The organism is Enterobacter pseudoroggenkampii (assembly GCF_026420145.1).
In the GTDB taxonomy this organism is placed as follows: Bacteria; Pseudomonadota; Gammaproteobacteria; order Enterobacterales; family Enterobacteriaceae; genus Enterobacter; species Enterobacter pseudoroggenkampii.
Genome location: NZ_JAPMLV010000003.1, coordinates 209,500 through 233,189, shown reverse-complemented (window position 1 = coordinate 233,189; position 23,690 = coordinate 209,500). Strand labels below are relative to the sequence as shown.

Here is a 23,690-nt window from a genome sequence, read left to right as displayed (position 1 = left end):
TGCGCCTCGCCCCGGCCTACAGGAAACGCCTCAGCGATTTACAGCCGGACCATAGCGTCGCTGTAAGACCTCTGCCCGCAGTATGCTTTTCATTGCGGTAATTTTGCGAGTCTCTTTCCAGAAATGGTAATATCCTCAGTGGCATAGCTCAAATCTGTTGCCGCCTGTTTTGATGAGCAGTAAGTTCTCTTCGCACCTGCAAAATCAGGTGCCGGGTTTAGCATCCCAGCTTATCTTATCGGCGGCACATTTTGTGCAGCATGCTTTGCTACATCTCAATGGTGGGCTGAGCAGGGGCATCGAAAGATGCGCCGGTATCCGATAAGGCCGGTAATGCTAACTCTGTTCAGTCCACCACCAGCGAAGTTAGCATTTCCGGTGGTGGAAGCTTTATCACTTATCGGAGGCTGCCAATATGGCTACTACCCCAACCCACGCTCATTCTTTATTCACCCTGCCCTTCAACCACACCACCGACTTCACCGAACTGGCGGATAACTGCGAACGTTTTACCGACGCACTGGTTGATTGCGAAGAACCCGCCCCAAAAATGGCGCTTTACGGCAGACTTTTTGCCTGTCTGAATCTTCTGCAACCCGCGCTTCTGGATCCTGTTCCGGACGCTTTAAAAGCCCGCCTGACCGTGAAGGAACTCCCGTCACGCGTTCCGGCTTTTGAACCCGAGTGCGATCAGCTGGGGCGCTACTGTCAGGAGATTACGCAGTTGCTGATGAACGGCACACTGCCGCGACAATCTGCAATCGTGATGGAAGATTTGCTGTGTGAACTGGTCAGCTACTTTGCCGATACGCTGAAGGCACCGCGCTGGCTGCAGACGGATGAAGGTACAGTCGCGATCGGCTAAACCTGCCGGATGACGCTGCGCTTATCCGGCCTACAAAAGATCCATAAAAAAACCCGCCGAAGCGGGTTTTTAGCATTTGTAACAACGGGCACATTACTGCAGCAGCGAAATATCCGCCACGCGCAGGAACAGCTCACGCAGTTTCTCGAGCATAGAGAGACGGTTAATACGCAGCTCTTTATCTTCTACGTTTACCATCACCTTCTCGAAGAAGGCGTCGATAACGTCACGCAGCTCGGCCAGCTCCACCAGCGCTTCCTGGTAGCGACCTTCCGCGAAGTACGGCTCGAGCTTGTCGCGCAGCACCACAACCTGCATCGCCAAGGCGATCTCTTCCGGCTCTTTCAGCGTCGCGGCGTTTACGCGCTCGTTCAGCGTCTCGTCGGATTTCGCCAGAATGTTGGATACACGCTTGTTGGCCGCGGCCAGGGCAGATGCCGCTTCCAGCGTACGGAAGTGGGAAACCGCCTTCATACGCGCATCGAAATCAGCCGGACGGGTCGGACGACGCGCCAGCACCGCCTGAATTGTGTCAACGGTGTAACCTTCGTCCTGATACCAGGCGCGGAAACGACCGAGCATGAAGTCGATGACGTCATCCACCACGTTCGCGTTGGTCAGCTTGTCGCCGTACAGACGCACCGCTTCTTCGGTCAGGGTCTGCAGATCCAGGTTCAGGTTCTTTTCAACGATGATACGCAGCACGCCCAGCGCAGCACGACGCAGCGCAAACGGGTCTTTGTCGCCTTTCGGATGCTGACCGATACCAAAGATACCCGCCAGGGTGTCCATCTTATCGGCAATCGCTACGGCACAGGCAACCGGGTTGGACGGCAGTTCGTCACCCGCAAAGCGCGGCTGATACTGCTCGTTCAGGGCCACAGCCACGTCTTCCGCTTCGCCATCGTGACGCGCGTAGTGCATGCCCATCACGCCCTGGGTGTCGGTAAATTCGAACACCATGTTGGTCATCAGGTCGCACTTGGACAGCAGACCCGCACGCGTCGCGTGGTTAACGTCCGCACCAATTTCACGGGCAATCCAGCCGGACAGCTCCGCGATACGGTCGGTCTTGTCGCGCAGCGTACCCAGCTGCTGCTGGAACAGCACGGTCTGCAGGCGCGGCAGGTTATCTTCCAGACGTTTTTTACGGTCGGTATTGAAGAAGAACTCGGCATCCGCCAGACGTGGACGCACGACCTTCTCGTTACCGGAGATAATCTGGATCGGATCTTTCGATTCGATGTTCGCCACGAAGATGAAGTTCGGCAGCAGCTTGCCGTCGTTGGCGTAGACCGGGAAATACTTCTGGTCACCCTTCATGGTGTACACCAGCGCTTCAGCCGGTACGGCCAGGAATTTCTCTTCAAACTTCGCGGTCAGCACAACCGGCCATTCAACCAGAGAGGTCACTTCTTCCAGCAGGCTTTCGCTCAGGTCGGCGTTACCGCCAATCTGGCGCGCCGCTTCTTCGGCGTCCGCTTTGATTTTGGCTTTACGCTGTTCGTAGTCGGCAATAACTTTACCGCGCTCCAGCAGGATTTGCGGATACTGGTCGGCATTGTCGATAGTGAACTCAGGCTCGCCCATAAAGCGGTGGCCGCGGATCACGCGATCGGACGCCACGCCCAGAATGGTGGCCGGAATAACGGTGTCGCCCAGCAGCAGGGTCACGGTGTGAACCGGACGCACGAAGTGCACGTCAGACGCGCCCCAGCGCATCAGCTTAGGAATCGGCAGCTTCGCCAGAGACGTGGCAATCATGTCCGGCAGCAGCGCTTCCGCGCTTTCGCCCTTCACGTGCGCACGGTACAGCAGCCACTCGCCTTTATCCGTGGTCAAACGCTCGGCCTGATCAACGGTGATGCCGCAGCCGCGCGCCCAGCCTTCAGCCGCTTTGCTCGGTTTGCCTTCCGCGTCAAAGGCCTGGGCAATCGCCGGGCCACGTTTTTCGACTTCGCGATCCGGCTGAGACGCCGCCAGATTTGCCACTTTCAGCGCCAGACGGCGCGGTGCAGCAAACCACTCAATGTTACCGTGTGCCAGGCCAGCGTTATCCAGCTCGGCAGTCACGTTCGCAGCGAAAGATTCAGCCAGGCTGCGCAGGGCTTTTGGTGGCAGCTCTTCGGTGCCGATTTCCACCAGGAAAGTTTTCTCAGACATGGCCGCCTCTTATTTGTTTCGGTTGCACATCGGGAAGCCAAGGGCTTCACGGGACGCGTAGTAAGCTTCTGCAACGGCTTTGGTCAGGGTACGAATACGCAGGATGTAGCGCTGACGTTCAGTCACGGAGATGGCTTTGCGGGCGTCCAGCAGGTTGAAGCTGTGGGCGGCCTTCAGAATACGCTCGTAGGCAGGCAGCGGCAGCGGAGTCTCCAGCGCCAGCAGCTGCTGCGCTTCTTTCTCATACTGCTCGAAGCAGGTGAACAGGAAGTCCACGTCCGCGTATTCGAAGTTATAGGTGGATTGCTCCACTTCGTTCTGATGGAACACGTCGCCGTAGGTGGTTTTACCCAGCGGGCCGTCGCTCCAGACCAGGTCGTAAACGCTGTCTACGCCCTGAATGTACATCGCCAGACGTTCCAGACCGTAGGTGATTTCACCGGTGATCGGCTTACATTCCAGACCACCCACCTGCTGGAAGTAGGTGAACTGGGTCACTTCCATGCCGTTCAGCCACACTTCCCAACCCAGACCCCAGGCACCCAGCGTTGGGTTTTCCCAGTTATCTTCCACGAAACGGATGTCGTGGATGGTTGGATCCATACCCAGCTCTTTCAGCGACCCGAGGTACAGTTCCTGAATGTTGTCGGGTGATGGCTTAATCACCACCTGGAACTGATAGTAATGCTGCAGACGGTTCGGGTTCTCACCGTAACGACCATCGGTCGGACGACGGGAAGGCTGCACATAAGCAGTCGCCATTGGCTCTGGACCCAACGCGCGTAAGCTGGTCATCGGGTGTGAAGTGCCGGCGCCGACTTCCATGTCCAAAGGTTGAACAATGGTACAGCCCTGACGAGCCCAGTAATCCTGTAAGGTCAGGATCAGGCCCTGGAAGGTCTTGGTATCAAACTTTTGCATAGTATTTCGTGCTGGATACGTGTGGTTTTAAATGGAAGGGACCAGTATACCCGCTGGCTGCAAGATATACAGTACGAAACGGGGTTGTTTAGGGAAAATTGGGAAATAAGCCTTGCAGCCAGAACGCTGACGACGTCTGGCTGTTGATTATACGAGCAGGCTAGCGCATGGAGAGGTGTAAAAACTGACCGTCCGCATCAAACGAGCAGACAAAGCCCTCTTTGCGCGACGTATGGCCCCGCAGCTCATAGCTGCCCTGAAAACGTTCAAAGCCGGTAACGTCAATTTTCTGCACGTCCGAGTTATAGCGTCGAGCGGCCCGATCTTTACAGAGCGCTTCCATATTCAGTGAACGTTCCGGGCTCATTTTACCCTGCTGCGCTTTTTGCACAGGGGCTTCCTGTGGCGCACTGCATCCCGCCAGGATCAACAGCAGAAAGAGTGACGCCACACGCTTCATCATCATTTTTATTACCGCCCTGGTCAGTGGCTGTTATTTTTAGTATCAACGCTTTTATAGATTATGGTCCGGCATTCTGCGAATCTCGTGGCCTCCCGACAAGCCTGCGGAATAAAACTCAGAATTTTCCAAACGAAGACATTTGGACAATGGGAGTCACACTCAATTTACAGGGAATACGAGGAACTGATGCAGTCAAAAATTAACTGGATTGATAACCTGCGAGGAATAGCCTGTCTGATGGTGGTCATGATCCACACGACGACCTGGTATGTCACGAATGCGCACAGCATCAGCCCCGTTAACTGGGATATCGCCAATATTCTCAACTCTGCGTCACGCGTCAGCGTGCCGCTGTTCTTTATGATTTCCGGCTTTCTCTTTTTTGGCGAACGCAGCGCGCAGCCGAGGCACTTCATTCGCATCGCGGCCTGCCTGGGGTTCTACAGTGCCGTTGCCTTGCTCTATATCACTCTGTTCACCTCAATAAACGCCGGACTATCGCTGAAATACGTGCTGCAAAAACCGGTGTTCTACCACCTGTGGTTCTTCTTCGCCATTATCGTTATCTATCTGGTCTCCCCGCTCATCCAGGTAAAAAACGTCAGCGGTAAAATGCTGCTGGCCCTGATGGTGGTGGCTGGCATTATTGCCAACCCGAATACGCTCTCACAGAAAATCGACGGATTTGAGTGGCTGCCGGTCAATCTCTATATCAACGGCGATACTTTTTACTACGTGCTTTACGGCATGCTGGGGCGTGCCATCGGGATGATGGATACGCAAAAACGCGGTCTGAACTGGCTCTGCGGGGCGCTGTTTATCGCTGGGGTGGCGGTGATTTCACGCGGGACGCTGCACGAGCTGCAGTGGCGCGGCAATTTTGCCGATACCTGGTATCTGTATTGCGGGCCGATGGTCTTTATCTGTGCCGTCTCGCTGCTCACGCTCGCCAAAAACACCCTGAACGCGCGTCCCGTGCCCGTGCTGAGTCTTATCTCGCAGCACTCTCTCGGGATTTACGGTTTTCACGCGCTGGTGATCCACGCGCTGCGCACGAGAGGCATTGAGCTAAAAAGCTGGCCGGCGCTGGATATCGTCTGGATTTTTGCCGCCACGCTGGCGATCAGCCTGCTGCTGTCGATGCTGCTGCAAAAAATCGACGCTCGCCGCTTCGTCAGCTAATGCTTCGCTGCCGGGCGCGATGGTACTGGCGCGGGGAGGAAAACCCTGCCGCCAGTGAAGCCTGCTCCACGCCGCGCCCCTGCAATAGCCATTGCTCCGCCACCGCCAGACGCAGCTGCTCCAGATAATCGCGAACGCTAATCCCTAAATGTGACTGGAAAAGCCGGGTGAGATGACGCGGGCTAACGTGCGCCAGTGCGGCAATGTCAGGCAAACTCCACGTTTTATGCGGCTCGGCGGTGAGCGCATCCTGCGCCCGATGAATCGCCGGATGAAGATGATTGCGGTAGCGTAGCCACGGAGATAGCTGGGGATCGTCACCGGAACGGCGGAACCAGACCACCATCTCACGCGCCACGGTCAGCGCCTTTTCGGGGCCGCACAGGCGGTTAATCATATGCAGCGCCAGATCGATGCCCGACGTGATCCCCGCGCTGGTCCAGATGTTCTCGTCCTGCACAAAGATGCGGTTTTCTTTAATCGTCGCCGTGGGGGCTGCGGTGCGTAAACGGCTGATAACGTCATGGTGGGTTGTACACTGCCGGTTGTTCAGCAGGCCCGATTTCGCAGCCAGCAGCGCGCCTGAACAGACGCACATCACCGTGATATCCCGGCGCTGAATGACCGGCTGCAGGCGCATCAGCCAGTGCTGGATCTGTAGCGCCTGTGGTGTCGAAAACTGACTGCGGGAGTCGCTCACGCCGGGCAATACCAGCAGGCTCCCCTCAGGAAGCCTTTCCGGTAACGGCTGGATGCCGCTCATCGTCAGGCCTATCGACGTCGGAACCTCCGGTTGCGGGCCGATGTAATGCAGACGAAACGCGTCGCCAGCCAGCACAAAGGTCTCTGCCGGGCCGGTCATGTCTAATGACAGCACACCGGGCAACATCACGAACCAAACGTCGATGCTCATTACAGGGACTCCAGCGTCTCCGCTACCGTTTTAATCTCGGCAAAACGCCCCGAAAGTACCGTCTCGGTACGATGGCGAATTTCCGCTGCGCTAAGGGTAATGCCCCTGTACGTCATCGGAAACGTCAGCGTTGCCTCACTGACAAAGGTCACAGCATAACCCAGATCGGATGCCACCCGGGCGGTGGTTTCGCAGCATTGCTCAGTGCGAATGCCGCAGATAATCAGCTGGTTGATATCACGCTCGCGCAGCCAGCGATCGAGCCCGGTATCCGTGAAGGCATTATGGACGTGTTTCTGGAAAACCACATCCGGCTGATGACGTAAAAAGGCCATCGGTTTGACAAAGCCGCTCTCCAGGGTAAAGGGACCGTCTTCATCCACATGAAAAATATCAACGACCGGAATACCGCGCGCCTGGCAGCCTTCAATCAGCCCCAGCATCGCCTGCTGAAAGGCAGGAATGTCGTCCTCCTGCCAGTAATTGCGGTGGTGAAATGACTGCTGAGTATCAATATTGATGAGTGAAATGCGTGACATGATGGATCTCCTTGCCAGTGGGTGTAACACCATACTGGCAAGGAAATAAAGGCACGCACAGACCAAAAAAGGACATCCTCGTGCCTCTCCCGGACAAGCGTTTTTACGACATCAGCGGCAGCAGCAGCTGGTAGATTTTGCGGAACACGTCGCGCCTTTCCGCGTATCGCGCATGGCGCACCGCGTCAGGTACATGCGCCTGTTCAAGCGTAAGCTGCGGCAACAGTTGCGAAAGCGGTTGTTCCGGATGAATGGCTATCTGCGCCAGACGCGCGGCGCCGAGCGCGGGGCCAACATCTCCTCCCGTGCGGAAATCCAGCTGCAAACCGCTGATATCCGAGAGCATCTGTCGCCAGTAAGGGCTTCGCGCACCGCCGCCAATCAGGGTGACGCTCGTCGGTTTCAGGCCGCAGTCGTGCACCACGTCCATCCCGTCGGCCAGGGCATATCCCACGCCTTCCAGAACCGCACGCGCCAGTTCTGCCGGGCCATGCTGATGGGTTAAGCCAAAGAACACCCCTTTCGCTTCCGGGTTGTTGTGCGGCGTACGTTCGCCGGAAAGATACGGTAAAAACCAGACGGTACCCGCAGCATCATCCGCCTGCTGCGCCGCAGAAATGAGCGCCGGAACGTCGGCCATGCCGGTGAGTTTTGCCGCCCAGTCCAGGCAGGACGCCGCGCTGAGCATCACCGACATCAAATGCCATTTACCCGGAAGGGCATGACAGAAACTGTGCACAGCGCTTTCGGGATTACTGCGATATCCATCGCTGACGGCAAAATAGACGCCAGACGTTCCCAGCGACAGCATCGCCTGGCCCGCCTCAACCATGCCGACACCGACAGCACCCGCGGCATTGTCGCCACCTCCAGCCACCACCGGTACGGCAGGCATATTCCAGCGTTCTGCAACGTCTGGCAGCAGTGCGCCCGTCACCTCACAGCCTTCGAACAGCGCGGGCATGTGTTCACGGGTCAGATGGCAGGCATCCAGCATCGCCTCGCTCCAGTCGCGCTTCGCCACGTCGAGCCACATGGTGCCTGCGGCATCGGACATGTCGGAGGCAAAATCGCCCGTCATACGAAAGCGCAGATAGTCTTTCGGCAGCAGGACTTTCGCCACCTGACGGAAAATCTCCGGCTCGTGTCGCTGCACCCACAGCAGCTTGGGCGCGGTAAAGCCGGGCATCATCAGGTTGCCGGTAATCTCACGAGACGTGGGTACACGCGCCTCAAGAAGCGCGCACTCTTCTGCACAGCGGCCATCGTTCCAGAGAATGGCGGGTCGCAACACGCGATGCTCGCTGTCCAGCAGCGTAGCGCCGTGCATTTGTCCGGCAATCCCCAGCGCTTTCACGTCGCGCAGGCTGTGCTGCTCGCCTAAGGTTTTGATTGCGCGATCCGTCGCCTGCCACCACTGCTCCGGATCCTGTTCCGACCACAGCGGATGCGGACGTGAAACCTGCAGCGTTTCCGTCTGCGTTGCTAACACGTCGCCCTGTTCGCTTAACAGGATGGCTTTCACACCCGATGTGCCAAGATCGATCCCGATATACATTACGGTGACTCCTTTAACAGAAATGCCCGGTGGCGCTAACGCTTACCGGGCCTGGGTGCTGTTATTTATCGAACAGGTAGTGATTGACCAGATTTTCCAGCAGTTCCTGATGCCCGCTCTGGTGCTGCGGCGCCAGCAGATGTTGTTCAGCGTACTTCGCGATCTCCGCAAGTGATAACTGACCTTTCAAAATTTGCTGGCCCAGCTCACTGTTCCAGCCGCTGTAACGCTTCGCCACGCGTTTATCGAGCTCGCCGTCTTCAATCATACGTGCCGCCACTTTCAGCGCCAGCGCCATGGTGTCCATCGCGCCAATGTGGCCGTAGAACAGATCGTATTTGTCGGTGCTCTGGCGACGCACTTTGGCATCAAAGTTCAGGCCGCCGGTAGTGAAACCGCCCGCTTTGATGATTTCGTACATTACCAGCGCATTCTCTTCCACGCTGTTCGGGAACTGGTCGGTGTCCCAGCCCAGCTGCGCGTCGCCGCGGTTAGCATCGACCGAGCCGAAGATGCCCAGCGCAATCGCAGACGCGATCTCGTGGTGGAAAGAGTGGCCCGCCAGCGTGGCGTGGTTGGCTTCAATGTTAACTTTGATCTCTTTTTCCAGACCGAACTGCTTCAGGAAACCATACACCGTCGCCACGTCATAGTCATACTGGTGCTTCGTCGGTTCTTGCGGCTTCGGCTCAATCAGCAGCGTGCCGCGGAAGCCGATTTTGTGCTTATGGTCGACAACCATCTGCATAAAGCGGCCAATCTGCTCGCGCTCCTGACGCAGATCGGTGTTGAGCAGGGTTTCATAGCCTTCACGTCCGCCCCACAGGACATAGTTTTCACCGCCCAACTGATGCGTGGCGTTCATTGCCGTCACCACCTGTGTGGCCGCCCAGCTAAACACTTCTGGATCCGGGTTGGTTGCCGCGCCCGCGCCGTAGCGAGGGTTAGTAAAGCAGTTTGCCGTGCCCCACAGCAGCTTCACGCCGCTTTGCTGCTGTTTCGCCGCCAGCACATCCACCATCTGCGCAAAGTTGTTCAGATACTCTTTCAGCGATGCGCCTTCCGGTGACACGTCCACGTCATGGAAACAGTAGTACGGCACGTTCAGCTTGTGGAAGAACTCAAACGCGACATCGGCTTTGCGTTTCGCCAGTTCAATGGCCTCACCCGGCTGCTGCCACGGGCGGTCAAAGGAACCCACGCCGAACATATCGGCGCCGTTCCAGCAGAAGGTATGCCAGTAACAGGCGGCAAAGCGCAGATGATCTTCCATGCGCTTACCCAGCACCAGCTCATCCGGATTGTAGTGACGAAATGCTAAAGGATTGGTCGTTTTTGGGCCTTCGTAACGAACACGATCGAGTTGGTCGAAATAAGCTTGCATATTGAGCTCCATAATCAGGGTATGCGGCGAGTCATTGATACAGGAGTAATAGTGAATAGACATTTTGGGTTGCTCAATTACGTTATTTCACACTGCTATTGAGAGAATGCACAACTGTGCGCTGGCTCGCAAAATAATGCGCAGACAAACTATTTTTCGGCGCGTATTCCAGAATCACATGTAATTAAGACGTTACGTATTTTAAAATCCGATCGCGGTCATAAATTCAGAAATAAACCAAATATCATAATGAGAAGATAAAAATCTGTAATTGCCAGCCCGCCTTTCCGCGTTAAAAATTTGCTGCGTCTCAGCAGTGAATGTTTCTTTTATCTCAGCAACACATACCCCTACAAAAAGGCCTAATAATTATGAAGATAAAGAACCTGACTCTAACGCTCTGCTCTATGCTCCTCCTTGCAAGCTTTGCAGGACATGCCAAAGAGGTCAAAATTGGCATGGCGATTGACGACCTGCGTCTGGAGCGCTGGCAAAAAGATCGCGATATTTTTGTTAAAAAAGCAGAATCCCTCGGCGCCAGCGTGTTTGTTCAGTCGGCTAACGGCAACGAAGAAACACAAATGTCGCAGATCGAGAATATGATCAACCGTGGCGTCGATGTGCTGGTCATTATCCCCTATAACGGCCAGGTATTAAGTAACGTGGTGAAAGAAGCCAAACAGGAAGGCATAAAAGTGCTGGCCTATGACCGCATGATTAATAATGCGGACATTGATTATTATATTTCGTTCGACAATGAAAAAGTCGGGGAATTACAGGCGCAAAGCCTGATCGACAAAGTACCTCAGGGCAATTATTTCCTGATGGGCGGCTCTCCGGTGGATAACAACGCCAAACTGTTCCGCGAAGGACAAATGAAGGTCCTTAAGCCGTATATCGACAACGGGAAAATTAAAGTGGTCGGGGATCAGTGGGCCGACGGCTGGCTGCCAGAAAACGCGCTGAAGATTATGGAAAACGCGCTGACGGCCAACAACAACAAAATTGATGCGGTTGTGGCCTCCAACGATGCCACCGCAGGCGGTGCTATCCAGGCCCTGAGTGCACAGGGGCTGGCCGGTAAAGTCGCCATTTCAGGACAGGATGCCGATCTGGCTGGCGTAAAACGCATTATCGCAGGCACCCAAACCATGACGGTCTACAAACCGATTACCCAGTTGGCCAATACGGCGGCGGAAATCGCCGTAGAGCTGGGCAATGGCAAACAGCCTAAAGCAGACGCAACGCTGAATAACGGGCTGAAAGACGTTCCGGCTCGCCTGCTCACACCGATTGAAGTCAACAAAGAGAACATTGACGCCACCGTGGTTAAAGACGGTTTCCACAAGAAGAGCGAACTGTAATCCGGCGCGGCCCCTGCTCTGCGGGGGCGCATCACGTTGTACTGTTCTTCCCTCGGGTTATGTGGAGCGGTTATGCCTTATTTACTTGAAATGAAAAGCATCACCAAACGCTTCGGCACGGTGAAAGCCGTCGACAACGTCAGCCTCCGGTTGAACCCCGGCGAAGTGGTTTCGCTGTGCGGTGAGAACGGTTCGGGCAAGTCGACGCTGATGAAAGTGTTGTGCGGGATCTACCCACACGGCAGCTACGAAGGCGAAATCGTCTTTGCCGGTGAAGTTATCCAGGCGACACACATCCGCGATACCGAACGCAAAGGCATCGCCATCATCCACCAGGAGCTGGCGCTGGTGAAGCATCTCACCGTGCTGGAGAACATTTTCCTCGGGGCCGAAATTTCCCGCCACGGCGTGCTGGATTACGACACCATGACGCTCCGCTGCGAAAAGCTGCTGGCGCAGGTGAGCCTCAACATTTCACCGGATACCCGCGTGGGGGATCTGGGCCTCGGGCAACAGCAGCTGGTCGAAATCGCGAAAGCGCTCAATAAACAGGTCAGACTGTTGATCCTTGATGAGCCAACGGCCTCGCTCACCGAACAGGAAACTGCGGTTCTGCTCAATATCATCCGCGATCTGCAAAATCACGGCATCGCCTGCATCTATATTTCGCACAAGCTGAACGAGGTTAAAGCCATTTCGGACACCATCTGCGTAATCCGAGACGGGCAGCACATCGGCACGCGTGAAGCCGCCGGGATGAGCGAAGATGACATCATCACCATGATGGTGGGCCGCGAGCTGACGGCACTCTACCCGAATGAGCCCCACGCAACAGGTGATGAAGTGCTGCGCGTGGAAAATCTGACCGCGTGGCATCCCGTTAACCGCCACATCAAGCGTGTGAATAACGTCTCGTTTTCTCTGCACAGCGGCGAAATTCTCGGTATTGCCGGGTTAGTCGGCGCCGGGCGCACGGAGGCCGTACAGTGTCTGTTTGGCGTGTGGCCGGGACGCTGGGAGGGCACGATTTATATCGACGGCCAGCCGGTGAAAATCGACAACTGCCAGCAGGCGATTGCCCGCGGCATTGCCATGGTGCCGGAAGACCGCAAAAAAGACGGTATCGTGCCGGTTATGGCGGTGGGGAAAAATATTACGCTTGCGGCGCTCGATCGGTTCTCCGGCGCGTTGAGCAGCCTGGACGATGCCGCCGAGCAGCAGTGCATTCTCCAGTCACTTGCCCGGCTGAAGGTCAAAACCTCCTCACCAGAACTGGCCATTGGCCGTCTGAGCGGCGGCAACCAGCAGAAGGCGATTCTGGCGCGCTGCCTGCTTCTCAATCCACGCATTCTAATCCTTGATGAGCCCACGCGCGGGATTGATATCGGTGCCAAATATGAAATCTACAAACTGATTAATCAGCTTGTACAGCAAGGGATTGCCGTCATTGTCATTTCGTCTGAGTTACCCGAAGTGCTCGGCCTGAGCGACCGCGTGCTGGTCATGCACGAGGGAAAACTGAAAGCCAACCTGATTAACCAGAACCTGACGCAGGAGCAGGTGATGGAAGCCGCTTTAAGGAGCGAACGTCATGTCGAAAAGCAATCCGTCTGATATCAAAGTCGCCGTTCCGACGCCCGGTGCGTTCGCGGGGCTAAAAGCGCTTAACCTGCAGGTTTTCGTGATGATCGCGGCGATTATCGTCATCATGCTGTTCTTTACCTGGATGACCGATGGCTCGTACTTAAGCGCGCGTAACGTCTCCAACCTGCTCCGCCAGACCGCCATCACCGGCATTCTCGCCGTGGGCATGGTGTTCGTGATTATCTCCGCGGAAATCGACCTGTCGGTTGGTTCGATGATGGGGCTCCTCGGCGGCGTGGCGGCGATTTTTGACGTCTGGCTCGGCTGGCCGCTGCCGCTGACCGTGGCGGTCACGCTGGTATTGGGGCTGGTACTGGGAGCCTGGAACGGCTGGTGGGTAGCCTACCGTAAAGTGCCGTCGTTCATCGTCACCCTGGCAGGGATGCTGGCCTTCCGCGGGATCTTAATCGGCATCACCAACGGCACTACCGTCTCCCCGACCAGTGCAGCCATGTCGCAGATTGGCCAGAGTTATCTCTCAGATAGCGTGGGTTTTACCCTCGGTGTGATTGGGTTACTGGCCTTTGTTGCGTGGCAGTGGCGTGGACGTATGCGCCGTCAGGCGCTGGGGCTGGCGTCGCCAGCATCCACGTCGGTAGTGGGACGTCAGGCGCTCACGGCGGTCATTGTGCTGGGCGCCATCTGGCTTTTAAACGACTATCGCGGTGTCCCGACCCCTGTCCTGCTGCTGGCGCTTTTACTGCTGGGCGGCATGTTTATGGCCACTCGCACCGCGTTTGGCCGCCGTATTTATGCCATTGGCGGCAACCTTGAAGCGGCCCGCCTCTCGGGTATCAATGTCGAGCGCACCAAGCTGGCGGTCTTCGCCATTAACGGCCTGATGGTCGCTATCGCCGGATTGATCCTCAGCTCGCGTCTCGGAGCCGGCTCTCCCTCCGCCGGTAACATCGCCGAGCTGGATGCTATCGCCGCCTGCGTTATTGGCGGCACCAGCCTCGCAGGGGGTATCGGTAGCGTGGCAGGTGCGGTCATGGGGGCATTTATCATGGCGTCGTTGGATAACGGGATGAGTATGATGGACGTCCCGACGTTTTGGCAGTATATCGTCAAGGGGGCCATTCTTTTACTGGCAGTCTGGATGGACTCGGCCACCAAGCGACGGGCCTGATAACCGTATTGTGACTTAATTGGGAAGTGAGCCATGTTTGAAAAGCGTCACCGCATTACGTTGTTATTCAATGCCAACAAAGCCTACGACCGTCAGGTGGTGGAAGGCGTGGGTGAATATTTGCAGGCGTCGCAATCCGAATGGGATATTTTTATTGAAGAAGATTTTCGCACCCGTCTGGAGAACATCAAAGACTGGCTGGGCGATGGCGTCATCGCCGACTATGACGATCCCGTCATCGAGCAGCTGCTGACCGACGTCGACGTCCCGATAGTGGGCGTCGGCGGCTCCTACCATTCGCCCGAACACTATCCGCCAGTCCACTATATTGCCACCGATAACCATGCCCTGGTCGAGGCCGCCTTTCTCCATTTAAAAGAGAAAGGCGTCCATCGCTTCGCGTTTTATGGTTTACCCGCCACCAGCGCCAAGCGCTGGGCCGTTGAACGCGAACACGCGTTTTGCCAGCTGGTCGCGCAGGAGAAGTATCGCGGCGTGGTGTATCAGGGGCTGGAGACCGCGCCGGAAAACTGGCAGCACGCGCAAAACCGCCTGGCGGACTGGCTGCAAACGCTGCCGCCGCAAACCGGTATTATTGCCGTAACGGACGCCCGCGCGCGCCACGTGCTGCAGGTCTGCGAACATTTACACATTCCGGTGCCCGAAAAGCTGTGCGTGATTGGCATTGATAACGAAGAACTGACCCGCTACCTTTCCCGCGTGGCGCTCTCCTCCGTTGCCCAGGGCACGCGCCAGATGGGCTATCAGGCGGCGAAGCTGCTGCATCGCCTGCTGGATAAAGAATCTCTGCCGCTTCAGCGCCTGCTGGTGCCACCGGTTCGCGTCGTAGAACGTCGCTCGACCGATTATCGCTCCTTAAGCGACCCGGCCGTCATTCAGGCCATGCACTATATTCGCAACCACGCCTGCAAAGGGATTAAGGTCGATCAGGTACTGGATTCGGTGGGCATTTCGCGTTCGAATCTGGAGAAGCGGTTCAAAGAAGAGGTGGGCGAAACTATTCATGCCGTTATCCATGCTGAAAAGCTGGAGAAAGCACGCAGCCTGCTCATCTCCACGTCGCTGTCGATCAACGAAATCTCGCAGATGTGCGGTTACCCGTCCCTGCAATATTTCTATTCGGTGTTCCGCAAAGAGTATGACACCACGCCGAAGGAGTATCGGGATCGCCACAGCGAGGTGCTGATATAGAAAAGAAAACGCCTTCCAGTGGAAGGCGTTTTTTTGAGATTACATATGGGCGGCGATTAAGCGCTGGTTATCCTGGTACATGGCGAACAGATAGTTGTTATAGCTCTGTCCCTTCGTCGAATAACCTTTCAGCTTGTGGATCATCGTACTGGCCGTCACTTCCTGGTCCGCTTTACGCAGCTGAGCGCGTGATTTACGGAACGATGAGTAGGCCGGGTGCGTATTCAGATTCACTACGTAGGCGCTGACGGAATCTTTCACAGATTCAAACTGCGAATAGCCTTTCACCTTGCCAGGGGCATTGTTACAACGACCTTTCACGCACTTCATGCCGAAAAGGTTGTTGTTGCTACGCGCAAGCTTAGAAGTCCCCCAGCCGCTTTCGGCAGCAGCCATGGTCGCAACCATGCTGCCCGGGATGATATCCACACGCTCAAGAAGAGCATTCCACGGCACACGACGGGTGTTACCGTTCCAGCTCAGCTTGTAGCGCTGCGTGATATCTTTCAGACGCGCGCGCTCTGACGGCGACCAGCGGCTATCGTACTGTTTGGAGATCAGCCAGTTACGATCCGCAGTAATCGCGGCATTTTGACTCGTGATGTAAGGCATTACCGTCCGGAGAAACGCTTTTTTCCTTGGTGTTCCGGAAGGGTATTTTCGCAAATCAGGAAGTGAACTACTCTTTGCACTATTGCGAGAATACTCTTGTTTACTGCTAACCTTACTACTTGTCGTCTTTATTACGTGGGCTTTCTTACTCGTTGTATCCGTGTGCGTCTTCGCAAGCACCTCACCCGAAAATGCCGTGGTGAGTAACATGAGTATCGCAGCCCCATATCGTCGAATGGGAGTCGATATCATTAGGTCTCCTGGTCGGATGTAATCATCCCAACACCTTATTTTTTTCACAAATTTGAGAGCGGAATCTCAAATCATATCAAAAATAGACTTCAAGAGCACGTATAGAAATAGTCCAATTCCGAAACTATGTCACCTGAAACTTGCTCATAAAAACATCATTTCTGAAAATATGTGTGCGTTCTCGCAGATAACTGCCTAATTTTGCGCAAGATCACTCATCCTCACGCATCCTCCCGGCAGAAAGCGACAGGGGATGAGTTTTTCCCCTCTGCCTGCTGGCACACTGGTCAAAAATGCCGCGACAGGAAAAAGGAATGAAACGCACCGCATTAGCCTTTCTGATGTTACCCGCACTGGCATATGCCGACTGGTCATCGCCGGGGTTTAGCGCATTTAGCGCCGAAGGCACCGGAGTCTTCACCAGCCAGGCAAAGCTTGCGAAGGGTACGCGTCCTCTTACGCTGAGTTTTGACAAGACGTGCTGGCAGCCCACAGGCGCGATAAAACTCAATGAGATGCTGTCGCTCAAGCCCTGTGACGGCACACCGCCGCAGTGGCGACTTTTCCGCGACGGCGACTACCAGATGCGGATTGATACCCGCTCCGGCACGCCCACCCTGCTGCTGACGATTCAGAGTGCCGCAGAACAGCCGGTTGCAAACGTCATCCGCCAGTGTCCGAAGTGGGACGGTAAGCCGCTGACGCTGGACGTCAGCCATACCTTCCCGGAAGGCTCCGTCGTGCGCGACTACTACAGTAAACAGACGGCGACCGTACAAGATGGGAAAATCACCCTGCAGCCAGCCGCCAACAGTAACGGCCTGCTGCTGCTTGAGCGCGCCGAAACCGACAAGCCGGCACCGTTTAGCTGGCAAAATGCCACCGTCTATTTTGTACTGACCGATCGCTATGTGAATGGCGACCCGAGCAACGACAACAGCTATGGCCGCCATAAAGACGGCATGCAGGAGATTGGTACGTTCCACGGCGGCGATCTCAAGGGACTCGCCGGCAAGCTCGATTATATACAGCAGCTGGGGGTCAATGCGCTCTGGATAAGCTCCCCGCTTGAGCAGATCCACGGCTGGGTAGGCGGTGGCACCAAAGGTGATTTCCCGCATTACGCCTATCACGGCTACTACACCCAGGACTGGACAACGCTCGACGCCAATATGGGAACTGAAGATGATTTACGCCAGCTTGTCGACGAAGCGCACAAGCGCGGGATCCGCGTTCTTTTCGATATCGTCATGAACCACGTTGGTTATGCCACGCTGGCAGACATGCAGGAATATCAGTTTGGTGCCCTGTACCTGCAGGGTGATGAGCTGAAAAAGACGCTGGGAGAACGCTGGACGGACTGGAAGCCGGGCGCAGGCCAGACCTGGCACAGCTTTAACGACTACATCAACTTTAGCGACAAAGCCGCATGGGAAAAATGGTGGGGTAAAAAGTGGATCCGCACCGATATTGGCGATTACGACAACCCCGGCTTCGATGATTTAACCATGTCGCTGGCATTTCTGCCGGATCTGAAAACGGAATCCACGACGCCTTCTGGATTGCCAAACTTTTACCAACACAAGCCCGATACCCACGCGAAAGCTATTCCGGGCTATACCCCGCGCGACTACCTTACCCACTGGCTCAGCCAGTGGGTCCGTGACTACGGCATCGACGGTTTCCGGGTGGATACGGCTAAACACGTTGAGCTTGCGGCCTGGCAACAGCTGAAAGACCAGGCAAGCCAGGCGCTGGCCGCCTGGAAAGGCGCGAACCCGAATAAAAAGCTCGACAACGCACCGTTCTGGATGACCGGGGAATCCTGGGGCCACGGGGTGATGCAAAGCGATTATTACCGCCACGGTTTTGATGCGATGATCAACTTTGATTATCAGGAGCAGGCGGCAAAAGCGGTGGATTGCCTGGCCGATATGGATCTCACCTGGCAGCAGATGGCGGAGAAGCTGCAAAGCTTCAACGTGCTGAGCTATCTCTCATCCCACGATACGCGCCTGTTCCGCGAAGGGGGCCAGCGCGCAGCGGAATTGCTTCTGCTGGCGCCGGGCAGCGTACAAATCTATTACGGGGATGAATCCGAGCGTCCGTTCGGGCCTACAGGCTCCGACCCGCTGCAGGGTACCCGGTCAGATATGAACTGGCAGGACGTCACGGGCAAGCAGGCCCTAACCGTCGCCCACTGGCAAACGCTGGGGCAGTTCCGCGCCCGCCATCCGGCGATCGGTGAAGGCAAACAAACCACGCTGTCGCTGAAAGAGGGGTACGGCTTCGTACGCGAGCACAAGGGCGATAAGGTGATGGTGGTATGGGCAGGTAATCAGTAATTTTCCCCCTCACCCCGGCCCTCTCCCCGCAGGGGAGAGGGCCGGGGTGAGGGGAAATCCCATCAGAACTATTCACTACCCAAATCCACTCCCGCCCTATAAAACAACAAATCCGACCACATCACCCGATTTGCACCAGCACGGTGCTAGCGTTATGGTTACCCACTTTCAAAATAAGCTCGACAGATCACCTGCTATGACGTTTTCACTTTTCGGCGACAAATTTACCCGCCATTCAGGCATTACTCGCCTGATGGAGGACCTCAACGACGGGCTGCGCACACCGGGCGCAATCATGCTCGGCGGCGGAAACCCGGCTCAAATCCCGGAGATGACGACCTATTTCCAGACGCTGCTCGCTCAGATGCTGGAAAGCGGCAAAGCAACCGATGCGCTTTGCAATTACGACGGCCCGCAGGGTAAAACCGAGCTGCTGGCACTCCTCGCCGAAATGCTGCGTGACGAGCTGGGTTGGGATATCGAACCACAGAATATTGCACTGACAAACGGCAGCCAGAGCGCGTTTTTCTACTTGTTTAACCTGTTCGCAGGGCGTCGCGCCGACGGCACCACCAAAAAAGTGCTCTTCCCGCTGGCACCGGAGTATATCGGCTACGCTGATTCCGGCCTGGAAGAGGATCTGTTCATCTCCGCGCGCCCGAATATTGAGCTGCTGCCGGAAGGCCAGTTCAAATATCACGTCGATTTTGAACACCTGCATATTGGCGAAGAGACGGGCATGATCTGCGTATCGCGTCCGACTAACCCAACGGGCAACGTGATCACCGACGACGAACTGATGAAGCTGGATGTACTGGCAAATCAGCACGGCATCCCGCTGGTGATCGATAACGCCTACGGCGTACCGTTCCCGGGCATTATCTTCAGCGAAGCACGCCCGCTGTGGAACCCGAACATCGTCCTGTGCATGAGCCTTTCTAAGCTGGGTCTGCCGGGCAGCCGCTGCGGCATCATCATTGCCAATGAGAAAATCATCACCGCCATCACCAATATGAACGGCATTATCAGCCTTTCACCGGGCGGCATTGGCCCGGCAATGATGTGCGAAATGATCAAACGCAAGGACCTGCTGCGTCTGTCGAATGACGTGATCAAGCCTTTCTATTACCAGCGCGTTCAGGAGACGATTGCGACAATTCGCCGCTACTTGCCGGAAGAACGCTGCCTAATCCACAAACCGGAAGGGGCGATTTTCCTCTGGCTGTGGTTTAAGGATTTACCTATCACCACCGAACTGCTTTACCAGCGCCTGAAAAAGCGCGGCGTACTGATGGTGCCGGGCGATTATTTCTTCCCGGGTCTGGATAAGCCGTGGCCGCATACCCATCAGTGCATGCGCATGAACTACGTCCCCGATCCGGAAAAAATCGAAGCGGGTGTTAAAATTCTCGCCGAAGAGATCGAAAAAGCCTGGCGCGAAGGAAATTGTTAAATAATAAGGCTCTTCAAATGAAGAGCCTTATTTTTCCGTGATCTGAATCTTATATTAAGGATATATCCTGTAGCGTTTAATTTATCATCTCTCTTGAGTTTCCTTAGGAATATTCCTTTAATTTACGCTCACTAACTTTCCCGTCAATAATTAAGCATCAATTAAAGATCTTAACTTATTGTTATTTTGAAATAACCACCTGCAACACCGCAAAATACCTTATTAAGTCACTTTCATGCATATTTAAAAATACTGCATATACTCACTAATACGCCGCTCGGCGTTCTTTTGCGTGGAGTATTCATATGCTACCTAATAATGTTAGTCGCATCAGCGCTATTGCTGTTGCGGTACTGCTCGCGTTCTCTCTTTCTGCCTGTAGTGGAAGCGGTGGCGGCTCTCATCACTCAACGGCCAAAAATAACCCTGCGACTGGAAGCAGCAGCGGCTCAGGTGATGGAAGTGGCTCGACCGCGAGCAATGGCGGTTCGGGCAGCAACGGCTCGGGTACCGGGACAGGCGCGGGTGGCGGAACGGGTTCTGGATCAGGATCGGGCTCAGGAGGCAATGGCAGCGGAGGAACCGGAACAGGCAACACGGGCGGTGGCGGAACCACTACCGCAGGCGCAAATACCATACTGGGTGATGCCGGTAAAACAGTAACCAGCGTCGGCTCTACGGTGGATGGTCTTGGAAGCCAGCTGCCGACAAATAATCCCGTCACGTCAACCGTTTCAACCACCGTCAGCGGTGTTGGCAGTGCTGTGTCCACCGTGGGGACAGGCGTCACGACTGGCGTTGGCGATCCAAACAACGCGAACGGTGTGGGCACAACGGTCAAAGGCGTGACCACGTCGGTCACCTCCCTTGGCAATACCGTCTCAACGGTAGGCACGGGCCTGGCGAGCTCCACTTCCGGAACACCGGTCAGCGGTGTAACTGGCCTGACGGGCAGCGTGGTCAACAGTACCGGGCAACTGGTCAGTAACACCGGCACGGGTCTCACCAACACGGTAAGCAGCCCTGCGGTCACTCAGGTAACAACCGATACCACGACCGTGGCTAACAAGACGCTGGGCGGAGTACAGGGCGTGACGCAAAGCGTGGGCACCACGACGGGTCTCGGCACACCGGTCAACGGTCTGCTGACCCAGGTGGGTAACACCGTGAGCGGCGTGGGGACCAACGTCAGCAACAGTAATAGCGGGCTTAACGGCGTGGGTCAGGTCGTCCAGAACGTCGGCCAGACGGTGACGGATAGCGGCACGCTGGTTAAACCCGCCACCTCGACGACCGGAGGAGGTTCAGGCGCTCTCACAGCCAATGCAAATGTGGCGGCCACGAACAACAGTTTGGGTGCAACGGTCAATACGACCCTCAGTACCCTGACGTCAGGCGTTACGGCCACAGCAACAACACATTAACCACCGGTCAAACAGTAATCTGCTTATTGTCATTCTGCGCCCCTGGTTCAGGGGCGCTTTATACGGCGACACTCCCCCTAACCGGGAATGATGAACAGGGATAGCGCGATGAAACACCACTTCCTTTTTTCGCTGACGGGGCTGGTTGTGCTGAGCATGGCCCGCGCCGATACACTGCCCTCTATTATTAACCCTGATAACCCGGCGCAAGTCTCTCGTAACGTTGCCCCAGAACAAACTGAGGCTGTCCCCCAGCCGAAAGTCAAAATAGAAAAACCGCAGTCAACGCTGACGCCTGAAACGCCCATTACCATTCATCACATTCAGTTTATTGGCGGCACGCGTTATCCCTTGCAGGAATTGCTTCAGCCCTTCAGGCCGTACGCCGGAAAAACCGTGCCGCTAAAAACGCTCACCGGGCTGGTAAATGATATTACGGCGCGCTATAAGGCCGACGGTTTTCCGCTCTCCTATGCCTGGCTGCCGGATGATAATTTCCAGCAGGGCAATATTAAAATTGTTCTGGTTGAAGGGTATGTCGCTCACAGCGACATCACCAGTAATAACCCTCATATCGCCGAGCGTCTTAAACGATTGTCAGAAAAAATCATGGCGGAAAAACCGCTGTCACAGGATACGTTCGATCGCTATAGCCAGCTGATGACCCGTACCCCTAACGTTCCGGTCACGGCCAACGCGCAGCTGCCAACCAATATCTATGGCGCGGCGGCGATGCAGATAACCGGTAATCAGGAGCGGAGCTGGAATATCGCTTCCACCATCGATACCCGTAAAGGGCAAGATTTAATGATGCTGAACGGCACGCTCAGCAACATGACAAGCTATGGCGATCAGCTTGGTGTGGCCACGCTTGTACCGTTAGATAGCAACACGCGAAAAAACTATGTCGGTCTCAACTGGCAGCAGTTTTTAAACGATGAAGGGCTGACCATGCAGCTAAAAGGCAGCTATTACCGTGAAGATCCGCGAGATTTTTCTCCCCTGCTCTCTTTGCCGAACAATATCAAAGTCGATTCGAAGCAAAAAACAACGCAATACAACGGGGGCGTGACGTTTGGCTATCCCCTGCTGCTGACGCAAAAATCACAAATTAATCTGACCGGCGGTTTTGATTACACCGACCGCCAGGATGATTATGCCCTGCAGGCCAGACTGCAGGGCAAAACCTATAGTCTGAACTCCGTCAACCAACACGCGCGTTATCCCGCGCTGGAAGTGGGCATTAATGGTGCACATCAATTCACAACCGCCAGCATCAGCGGCAGGCTCAACGTCCGTCAGGGTATTGATGCGATGGGTGCGGATATCGTCTCAGCCCCTAAACCCGATATGAATTTTACGCTCACAAAAAGCTATCTGGACGCTGCCTGGCTGTTTGCCGACAAATGGCGGCTATCAACGTCCTGGGAGGGAGACTGGTCAAATAACACGTTGCCGGAGCCCGAACGCGTTAGCTTCGGTGCCCAGCGCTTTGGCCGTGGATACCAGGACAGTGAAGCAAGCGGTGATTACGGCTATGGCGGGCAGGTAGAACTGCGCTATATCCAGATGCGAAAAGAGAGCACCTGGCTTGCCACAATCCAGCCCTACATCCTGGCCGATACCGCGCAAACCTGGTTTAACACCTCCGGTTTGCCTCATCAACGGCTCGGGTCAGTGGCGACCGGGGTGATGATAGGCGATACGCGCCACTATAGCGTCACGGTGGAGGCGGCAAGACCCGTCGGGGATGTTCCGACAGACAGTCGCAGCAGAGACTGGCGCTACAGTCTGACGTTCACGTGGAATTTCAATAAAATGCAGTAAGCTTTTCAGCCCGAATACTGGCAGGATCAACGCAGCGCAGCGCGTGGGTTGGACAGGCCTCCACGCAGGCCGGTCCGCCTTCGCGATGCGCACATAAATCACATTTCAGCGCCTGCGCTCTATTTCCCTCCAGACGAACCTGCATCGCCCCAAACGGACAGGCCACCACACAGCTTTTGCACCCAATGCAGCGCGTCTGCTCAACGAGCCAGGTGCCCGCCGTACGGCTGATGGCATGGGTTGGGCAGACGTTAGCACAGGGCGCGTCCTCGCACTGATGGCAACCCACCGCCGTAGTGTAGGCGTCCCCCTTCACCACCCGAAGGCGGGAGGTGAAAGTCTGTGCGGTGAAGTCGTCCTGATGCGCAACCGCACAGGCCACTTCGCAGGTGCGGCATCCGATGCATTTTCCCGCATCCGCCATGATAAATCGGTTCATC

The 23,690-nt window shown here is 55.7% G+C and carries 19 protein-coding genes and 1 pseudogene; 11 read left to right on the top strand and 9 right to left on the bottom strand.

What is annotated here, in order from left to right; genetic code table 11:
- Positions 1–350: 350 nt before the first annotated feature.
- Positions 351–584 (top strand): annotated as a pseudogene (locus tag OTG14_RS23755) (hypothetical protein); the annotation flags it as partial.
- Entirely contained in the window at positions 488–865 is a 378-nt protein-coding gene (locus OTG14_RS16615; RefSeq protein WP_310572783.1) for a hypothetical protein, read from the top strand. The pseudogene OTG14_RS23755 and the gene OTG14_RS16615, both read left to right, overlap by 97 nt.
- Positions 866–958: 93 nt before the next feature.
- Here OTG14_RS16615 and glyS read toward each other — a convergent pair whose 3' ends face one another.
- The 3 genes from glyS to OTG14_RS16600 all read right to left on the bottom strand — a co-directional run bounded on the left by glyS (position 959) and on the right by OTG14_RS16600 (position 4,415).
- On the bottom strand, positions 959–3,028 hold the full coding sequence (gene glyS / locus OTG14_RS16610; protein WP_024909072.1) for a glycine--tRNA ligase subunit beta: 2,070 nt from the start codon (positions 3,026–3,028) through the stop codon (positions 959–961).
- Positions 3,029–3,037: 9 nt separating this feature from the next.
- Positions 3,038–3,949, bottom strand: coding sequence for a glycine--tRNA ligase subunit alpha (glyQ, locus tag OTG14_RS16605; protein WP_003860141.1), 912 nt, complete (start codon positions 3,947–3,949; stop codon positions 3,038–3,040).
- Between the two features lie 160 nt (positions 3,950–4,109).
- Positions 4,110–4,415, bottom strand: coding sequence for a YsaB family lipoprotein (locus tag OTG14_RS16600; protein WP_024909071.1), 306 nt, complete (start codon positions 4,413–4,415; stop codon positions 4,110–4,112).
- A gap of 183 nt (positions 4,416–4,598) precedes the next feature.
- On the opposite strand from OTG14_RS16600, the gene OTG14_RS16595 reads away from it, so the two are divergent.
- Entirely contained in the window at positions 4,599–5,594 is a 996-nt protein-coding gene (locus OTG14_RS16595) for an acyltransferase (protein WP_267215396.1), read from the top strand.
- Here the strand turns inward: OTG14_RS16595 and OTG14_RS16590 are convergent.
- The 4 genes from OTG14_RS16590 to xylA form a co-directional block, all read right to left on the bottom strand.
- A complete protein-coding gene (locus OTG14_RS16590; protein ID WP_267215395.1) occupies positions 5,587–6,507 on the bottom strand; it encodes a GlxA family transcriptional regulator in 921 nt (306 codons plus the stop codon). The two genes, OTG14_RS16595 and OTG14_RS16590, sit on opposite strands and share 8 nt — an antisense overlap.
- On the bottom strand, positions 6,507–7,046 hold the full coding sequence (locus tag OTG14_RS16585) for an isochorismatase family protein (RefSeq protein WP_267215394.1): 540 nt from the start codon (positions 7,044–7,046) through the stop codon (positions 6,507–6,509). The genes OTG14_RS16590 and OTG14_RS16585 overlap by 1 nt, the downstream gene beginning before the upstream one ends.
- 103 nt (positions 7,047–7,149) lie before the next feature.
- Positions 7,150–8,604, bottom strand: coding sequence for a xylulokinase (xylB, locus tag OTG14_RS16580; protein ID WP_267215393.1), 1,455 nt, complete (start codon positions 8,602–8,604; stop codon positions 7,150–7,152).
- Positions 8,605–8,665: 61 nt separating this feature from the next.
- Positions 8,666–9,988: a xylose isomerase gene (gene xylA, locus OTG14_RS16575; protein WP_267215433.1), complete on the bottom strand. Its 1,323-nt coding sequence runs from the start codon at positions 9,986–9,988 to the stop codon at positions 8,666–8,668.
- Between the two features lie 371 nt (positions 9,989–10,359).
- Here xylA and xylF point away from each other — a divergent pair, with 371 nt between their 5' ends.
- The 4 genes from xylF to xylR all read left to right on the top strand — a co-directional run bounded on the left by xylF (position 10,360) and on the right by xylR (position 15,337).
- Positions 10,360–11,352, top strand: a complete 993-nt coding sequence (gene xylF / locus OTG14_RS16570) for a D-xylose ABC transporter substrate-binding protein (RefSeq protein ID WP_267215392.1) — start codon at positions 10,360–10,362, stop codon at positions 11,350–11,352.
- 72 nt (positions 11,353–11,424) lie between these two features.
- Positions 11,425–12,966, top strand: a complete 1,542-nt coding sequence (locus OTG14_RS16565; protein ID WP_032643763.1) for a xylose ABC transporter ATP-binding protein — start codon at positions 11,425–11,427, stop codon at positions 12,964–12,966.
- Positions 12,944–14,125, top strand: a complete 1,182-nt coding sequence (xylH, locus tag OTG14_RS16560; RefSeq protein ID WP_024909063.1) for a xylose ABC transporter permease XylH — start codon at positions 12,944–12,946, stop codon at positions 14,123–14,125. Before OTG14_RS16565 ends, xylH begins: the two co-directional genes overlap by 23 nt.
- Positions 14,126–14,158: 33 nt before the next feature.
- Positions 14,159–15,337 (top strand): D-xylose utilization transcriptional activator XylR, encoded by a 1,179-nt coding sequence (gene xylR, locus OTG14_RS16555; protein WP_267215391.1) that lies wholly within the window; start codon positions 14,159–14,161, stop codon positions 15,335–15,337.
- A gap of 39 nt (positions 15,338–15,376) precedes the next feature.
- Here the strand turns inward: xylR and OTG14_RS16550 are convergent, their stop codons facing one another.
- Positions 15,377–16,201 carry a protein bax gene (locus tag OTG14_RS16550; RefSeq protein WP_032645431.1) on the bottom strand — a complete coding sequence of 275 codons (825 nt, stop codon included), beginning with the start codon at positions 16,199–16,201 and terminating at the stop codon, positions 15,377–15,379.
- Positions 16,202–16,515: 314 nt separating this feature from the next.
- On the opposite strand from OTG14_RS16550, the gene OTG14_RS16545 reads away from it, so the two are divergent.
- The 4 genes from OTG14_RS16545 (at position 16,516) to OTG14_RS16530 (ending at position 23,250) form a co-directional block, all read left to right on the top strand.
- Positions 16,516–18,546 carry an alpha-amylase gene (locus OTG14_RS16545; protein WP_267215390.1) on the top strand — a complete coding sequence of 677 codons (2,031 nt, stop codon included), beginning with the start codon at positions 16,516–16,518 and terminating at the stop codon, positions 18,544–18,546.
- Between the two features lie 196 nt (positions 18,547–18,742).
- Positions 18,743–19,999, top strand: a complete 1,257-nt coding sequence (gene avtA, locus OTG14_RS16540) for a valine--pyruvate transaminase (protein ID WP_267215389.1) — start codon at positions 18,743–18,745, stop codon at positions 19,997–19,999.
- A 305-nt stretch (positions 20,000–20,304) separates the two neighbouring features.
- On the top strand, positions 20,305–21,423 hold the full coding sequence (locus OTG14_RS16535; protein WP_267215388.1) for a collagen-like triple helix repeat-containing protein: 1,119 nt from the start codon (positions 20,305–20,307) through the stop codon (positions 21,421–21,423).
- Positions 21,424–21,531: 108 nt separating this feature from the next.
- A complete protein-coding gene (locus OTG14_RS16530) occupies positions 21,532–23,250 on the top strand; it encodes a ShlB/FhaC/HecB family hemolysin secretion/activation protein (RefSeq protein ID WP_267215387.1) in 1,719 nt (572 codons plus the stop codon).
- Here OTG14_RS16530 and OTG14_RS16525 read toward each other — a convergent pair.
- Positions 23,234–23,689 carry a 4Fe-4S dicluster domain-containing protein gene (locus OTG14_RS16525; protein ID WP_061716192.1) on the bottom strand — a complete coding sequence of 152 codons (456 nt, stop codon included), beginning with the start codon at positions 23,687–23,689 and terminating at the stop codon, positions 23,234–23,236. The genes OTG14_RS16530 and OTG14_RS16525 overlap by 17 nt on opposite strands.
- Between the last annotated feature and the right edge of the window lies 1 nt (position 23,690).

Excerpts from the sequence above, each read along its gene's own strand:
- avtA (WP_267215389.1), top strand. The coding sequence starts at position 18,743 with ATGACGTTTTCACTTTTCGGCGACAAATTTACCCGCCATTCAGGCATT.
- OTG14_RS16565 (WP_032643763.1), top strand. The coding sequence starts at position 11,425 with ATGCCTTATTTACTTGAAATGAAAAGCATCACCAAACGCTTCGGCACG.
- glyQ (WP_003860141.1), bottom strand. The coding sequence starts at position 3,949 with ATGCAAAAGTTTGATACCAAGACCTTCCAGGGCCTGATCCTGACCTTA.
- OTG14_RS16590 (WP_267215395.1), bottom strand. The coding sequence starts at position 6,507 with ATGAGCATCGACGTTTGGTTCGTGATGTTGCCCGGTGTGCTGTCATTA.
- OTG14_RS16600 (WP_024909071.1), bottom strand. The coding sequence starts at position 4,415 with ATGATGATGAAGCGTGTGGCGTCACTCTTTCTGCTGTTGATCCTGGCG.
- OTG14_RS16525 (WP_061716192.1), bottom strand. The coding sequence starts at position 23,689 with ATGAACCGATTTATCATGGCGGATGCGGGAAAATGCATCGGATGCCGC.
- OTG14_RS16550 (WP_032645431.1), bottom strand. The coding sequence starts at position 16,201 with ATGATATCGACTCCCATTCGACGATATGGGGCTGCGATACTCATGTTA.
- OTG14_RS16530 (WP_267215387.1), top strand. The coding sequence starts at position 21,532 with ATGAAACACCACTTCCTTTTTTCGCTGACGGGGCTGGTTGTGCTGAGC.
- OTG14_RS16535 (WP_267215388.1), top strand. The coding sequence starts at position 20,305 with ATGCTACCTAATAATGTTAGTCGCATCAGCGCTATTGCTGTTGCGGTA.
- glyS (WP_024909072.1), bottom strand. The coding sequence starts at position 3,028 with ATGTCTGAGAAAACTTTCCTGGTGGAAATCGGCACCGAAGAGCTGCCA.
- xylF (WP_267215392.1), top strand. The coding sequence starts at position 10,360 with ATGAAGATAAAGAACCTGACTCTAACGCTCTGCTCTATGCTCCTCCTT.
- OTG14_RS16545 (WP_267215390.1), top strand. The coding sequence starts at position 16,516 with ATGAAACGCACCGCATTAGCCTTTCTGATGTTACCCGCACTGGCATAT.
- OTG14_RS16595 (WP_267215396.1), top strand. The coding sequence starts at position 4,599 with ATGCAGTCAAAAATTAACTGGATTGATAACCTGCGAGGAATAGCCTGT.
- xylA (WP_267215433.1), bottom strand. The coding sequence starts at position 9,988 with ATGCAAGCTTATTTCGACCAACTCGATCGTGTTCGTTACGAAGGCCCA.
- xylR (WP_267215391.1), top strand. The coding sequence starts at position 14,159 with ATGTTTGAAAAGCGTCACCGCATTACGTTGTTATTCAATGCCAACAAA.
- xylH (WP_024909063.1), top strand. The coding sequence starts at position 12,944 with ATGTCGAAAAGCAATCCGTCTGATATCAAAGTCGCCGTTCCGACGCCC.
- OTG14_RS16585 (WP_267215394.1), bottom strand. The coding sequence starts at position 7,046 with ATGTCACGCATTTCACTCATCAATATTGATACTCAGCAGTCATTTCAC.
- xylB (WP_267215393.1), bottom strand. The coding sequence starts at position 8,604 with ATGTATATCGGGATCGATCTTGGCACATCGGGTGTGAAAGCCATCCTG.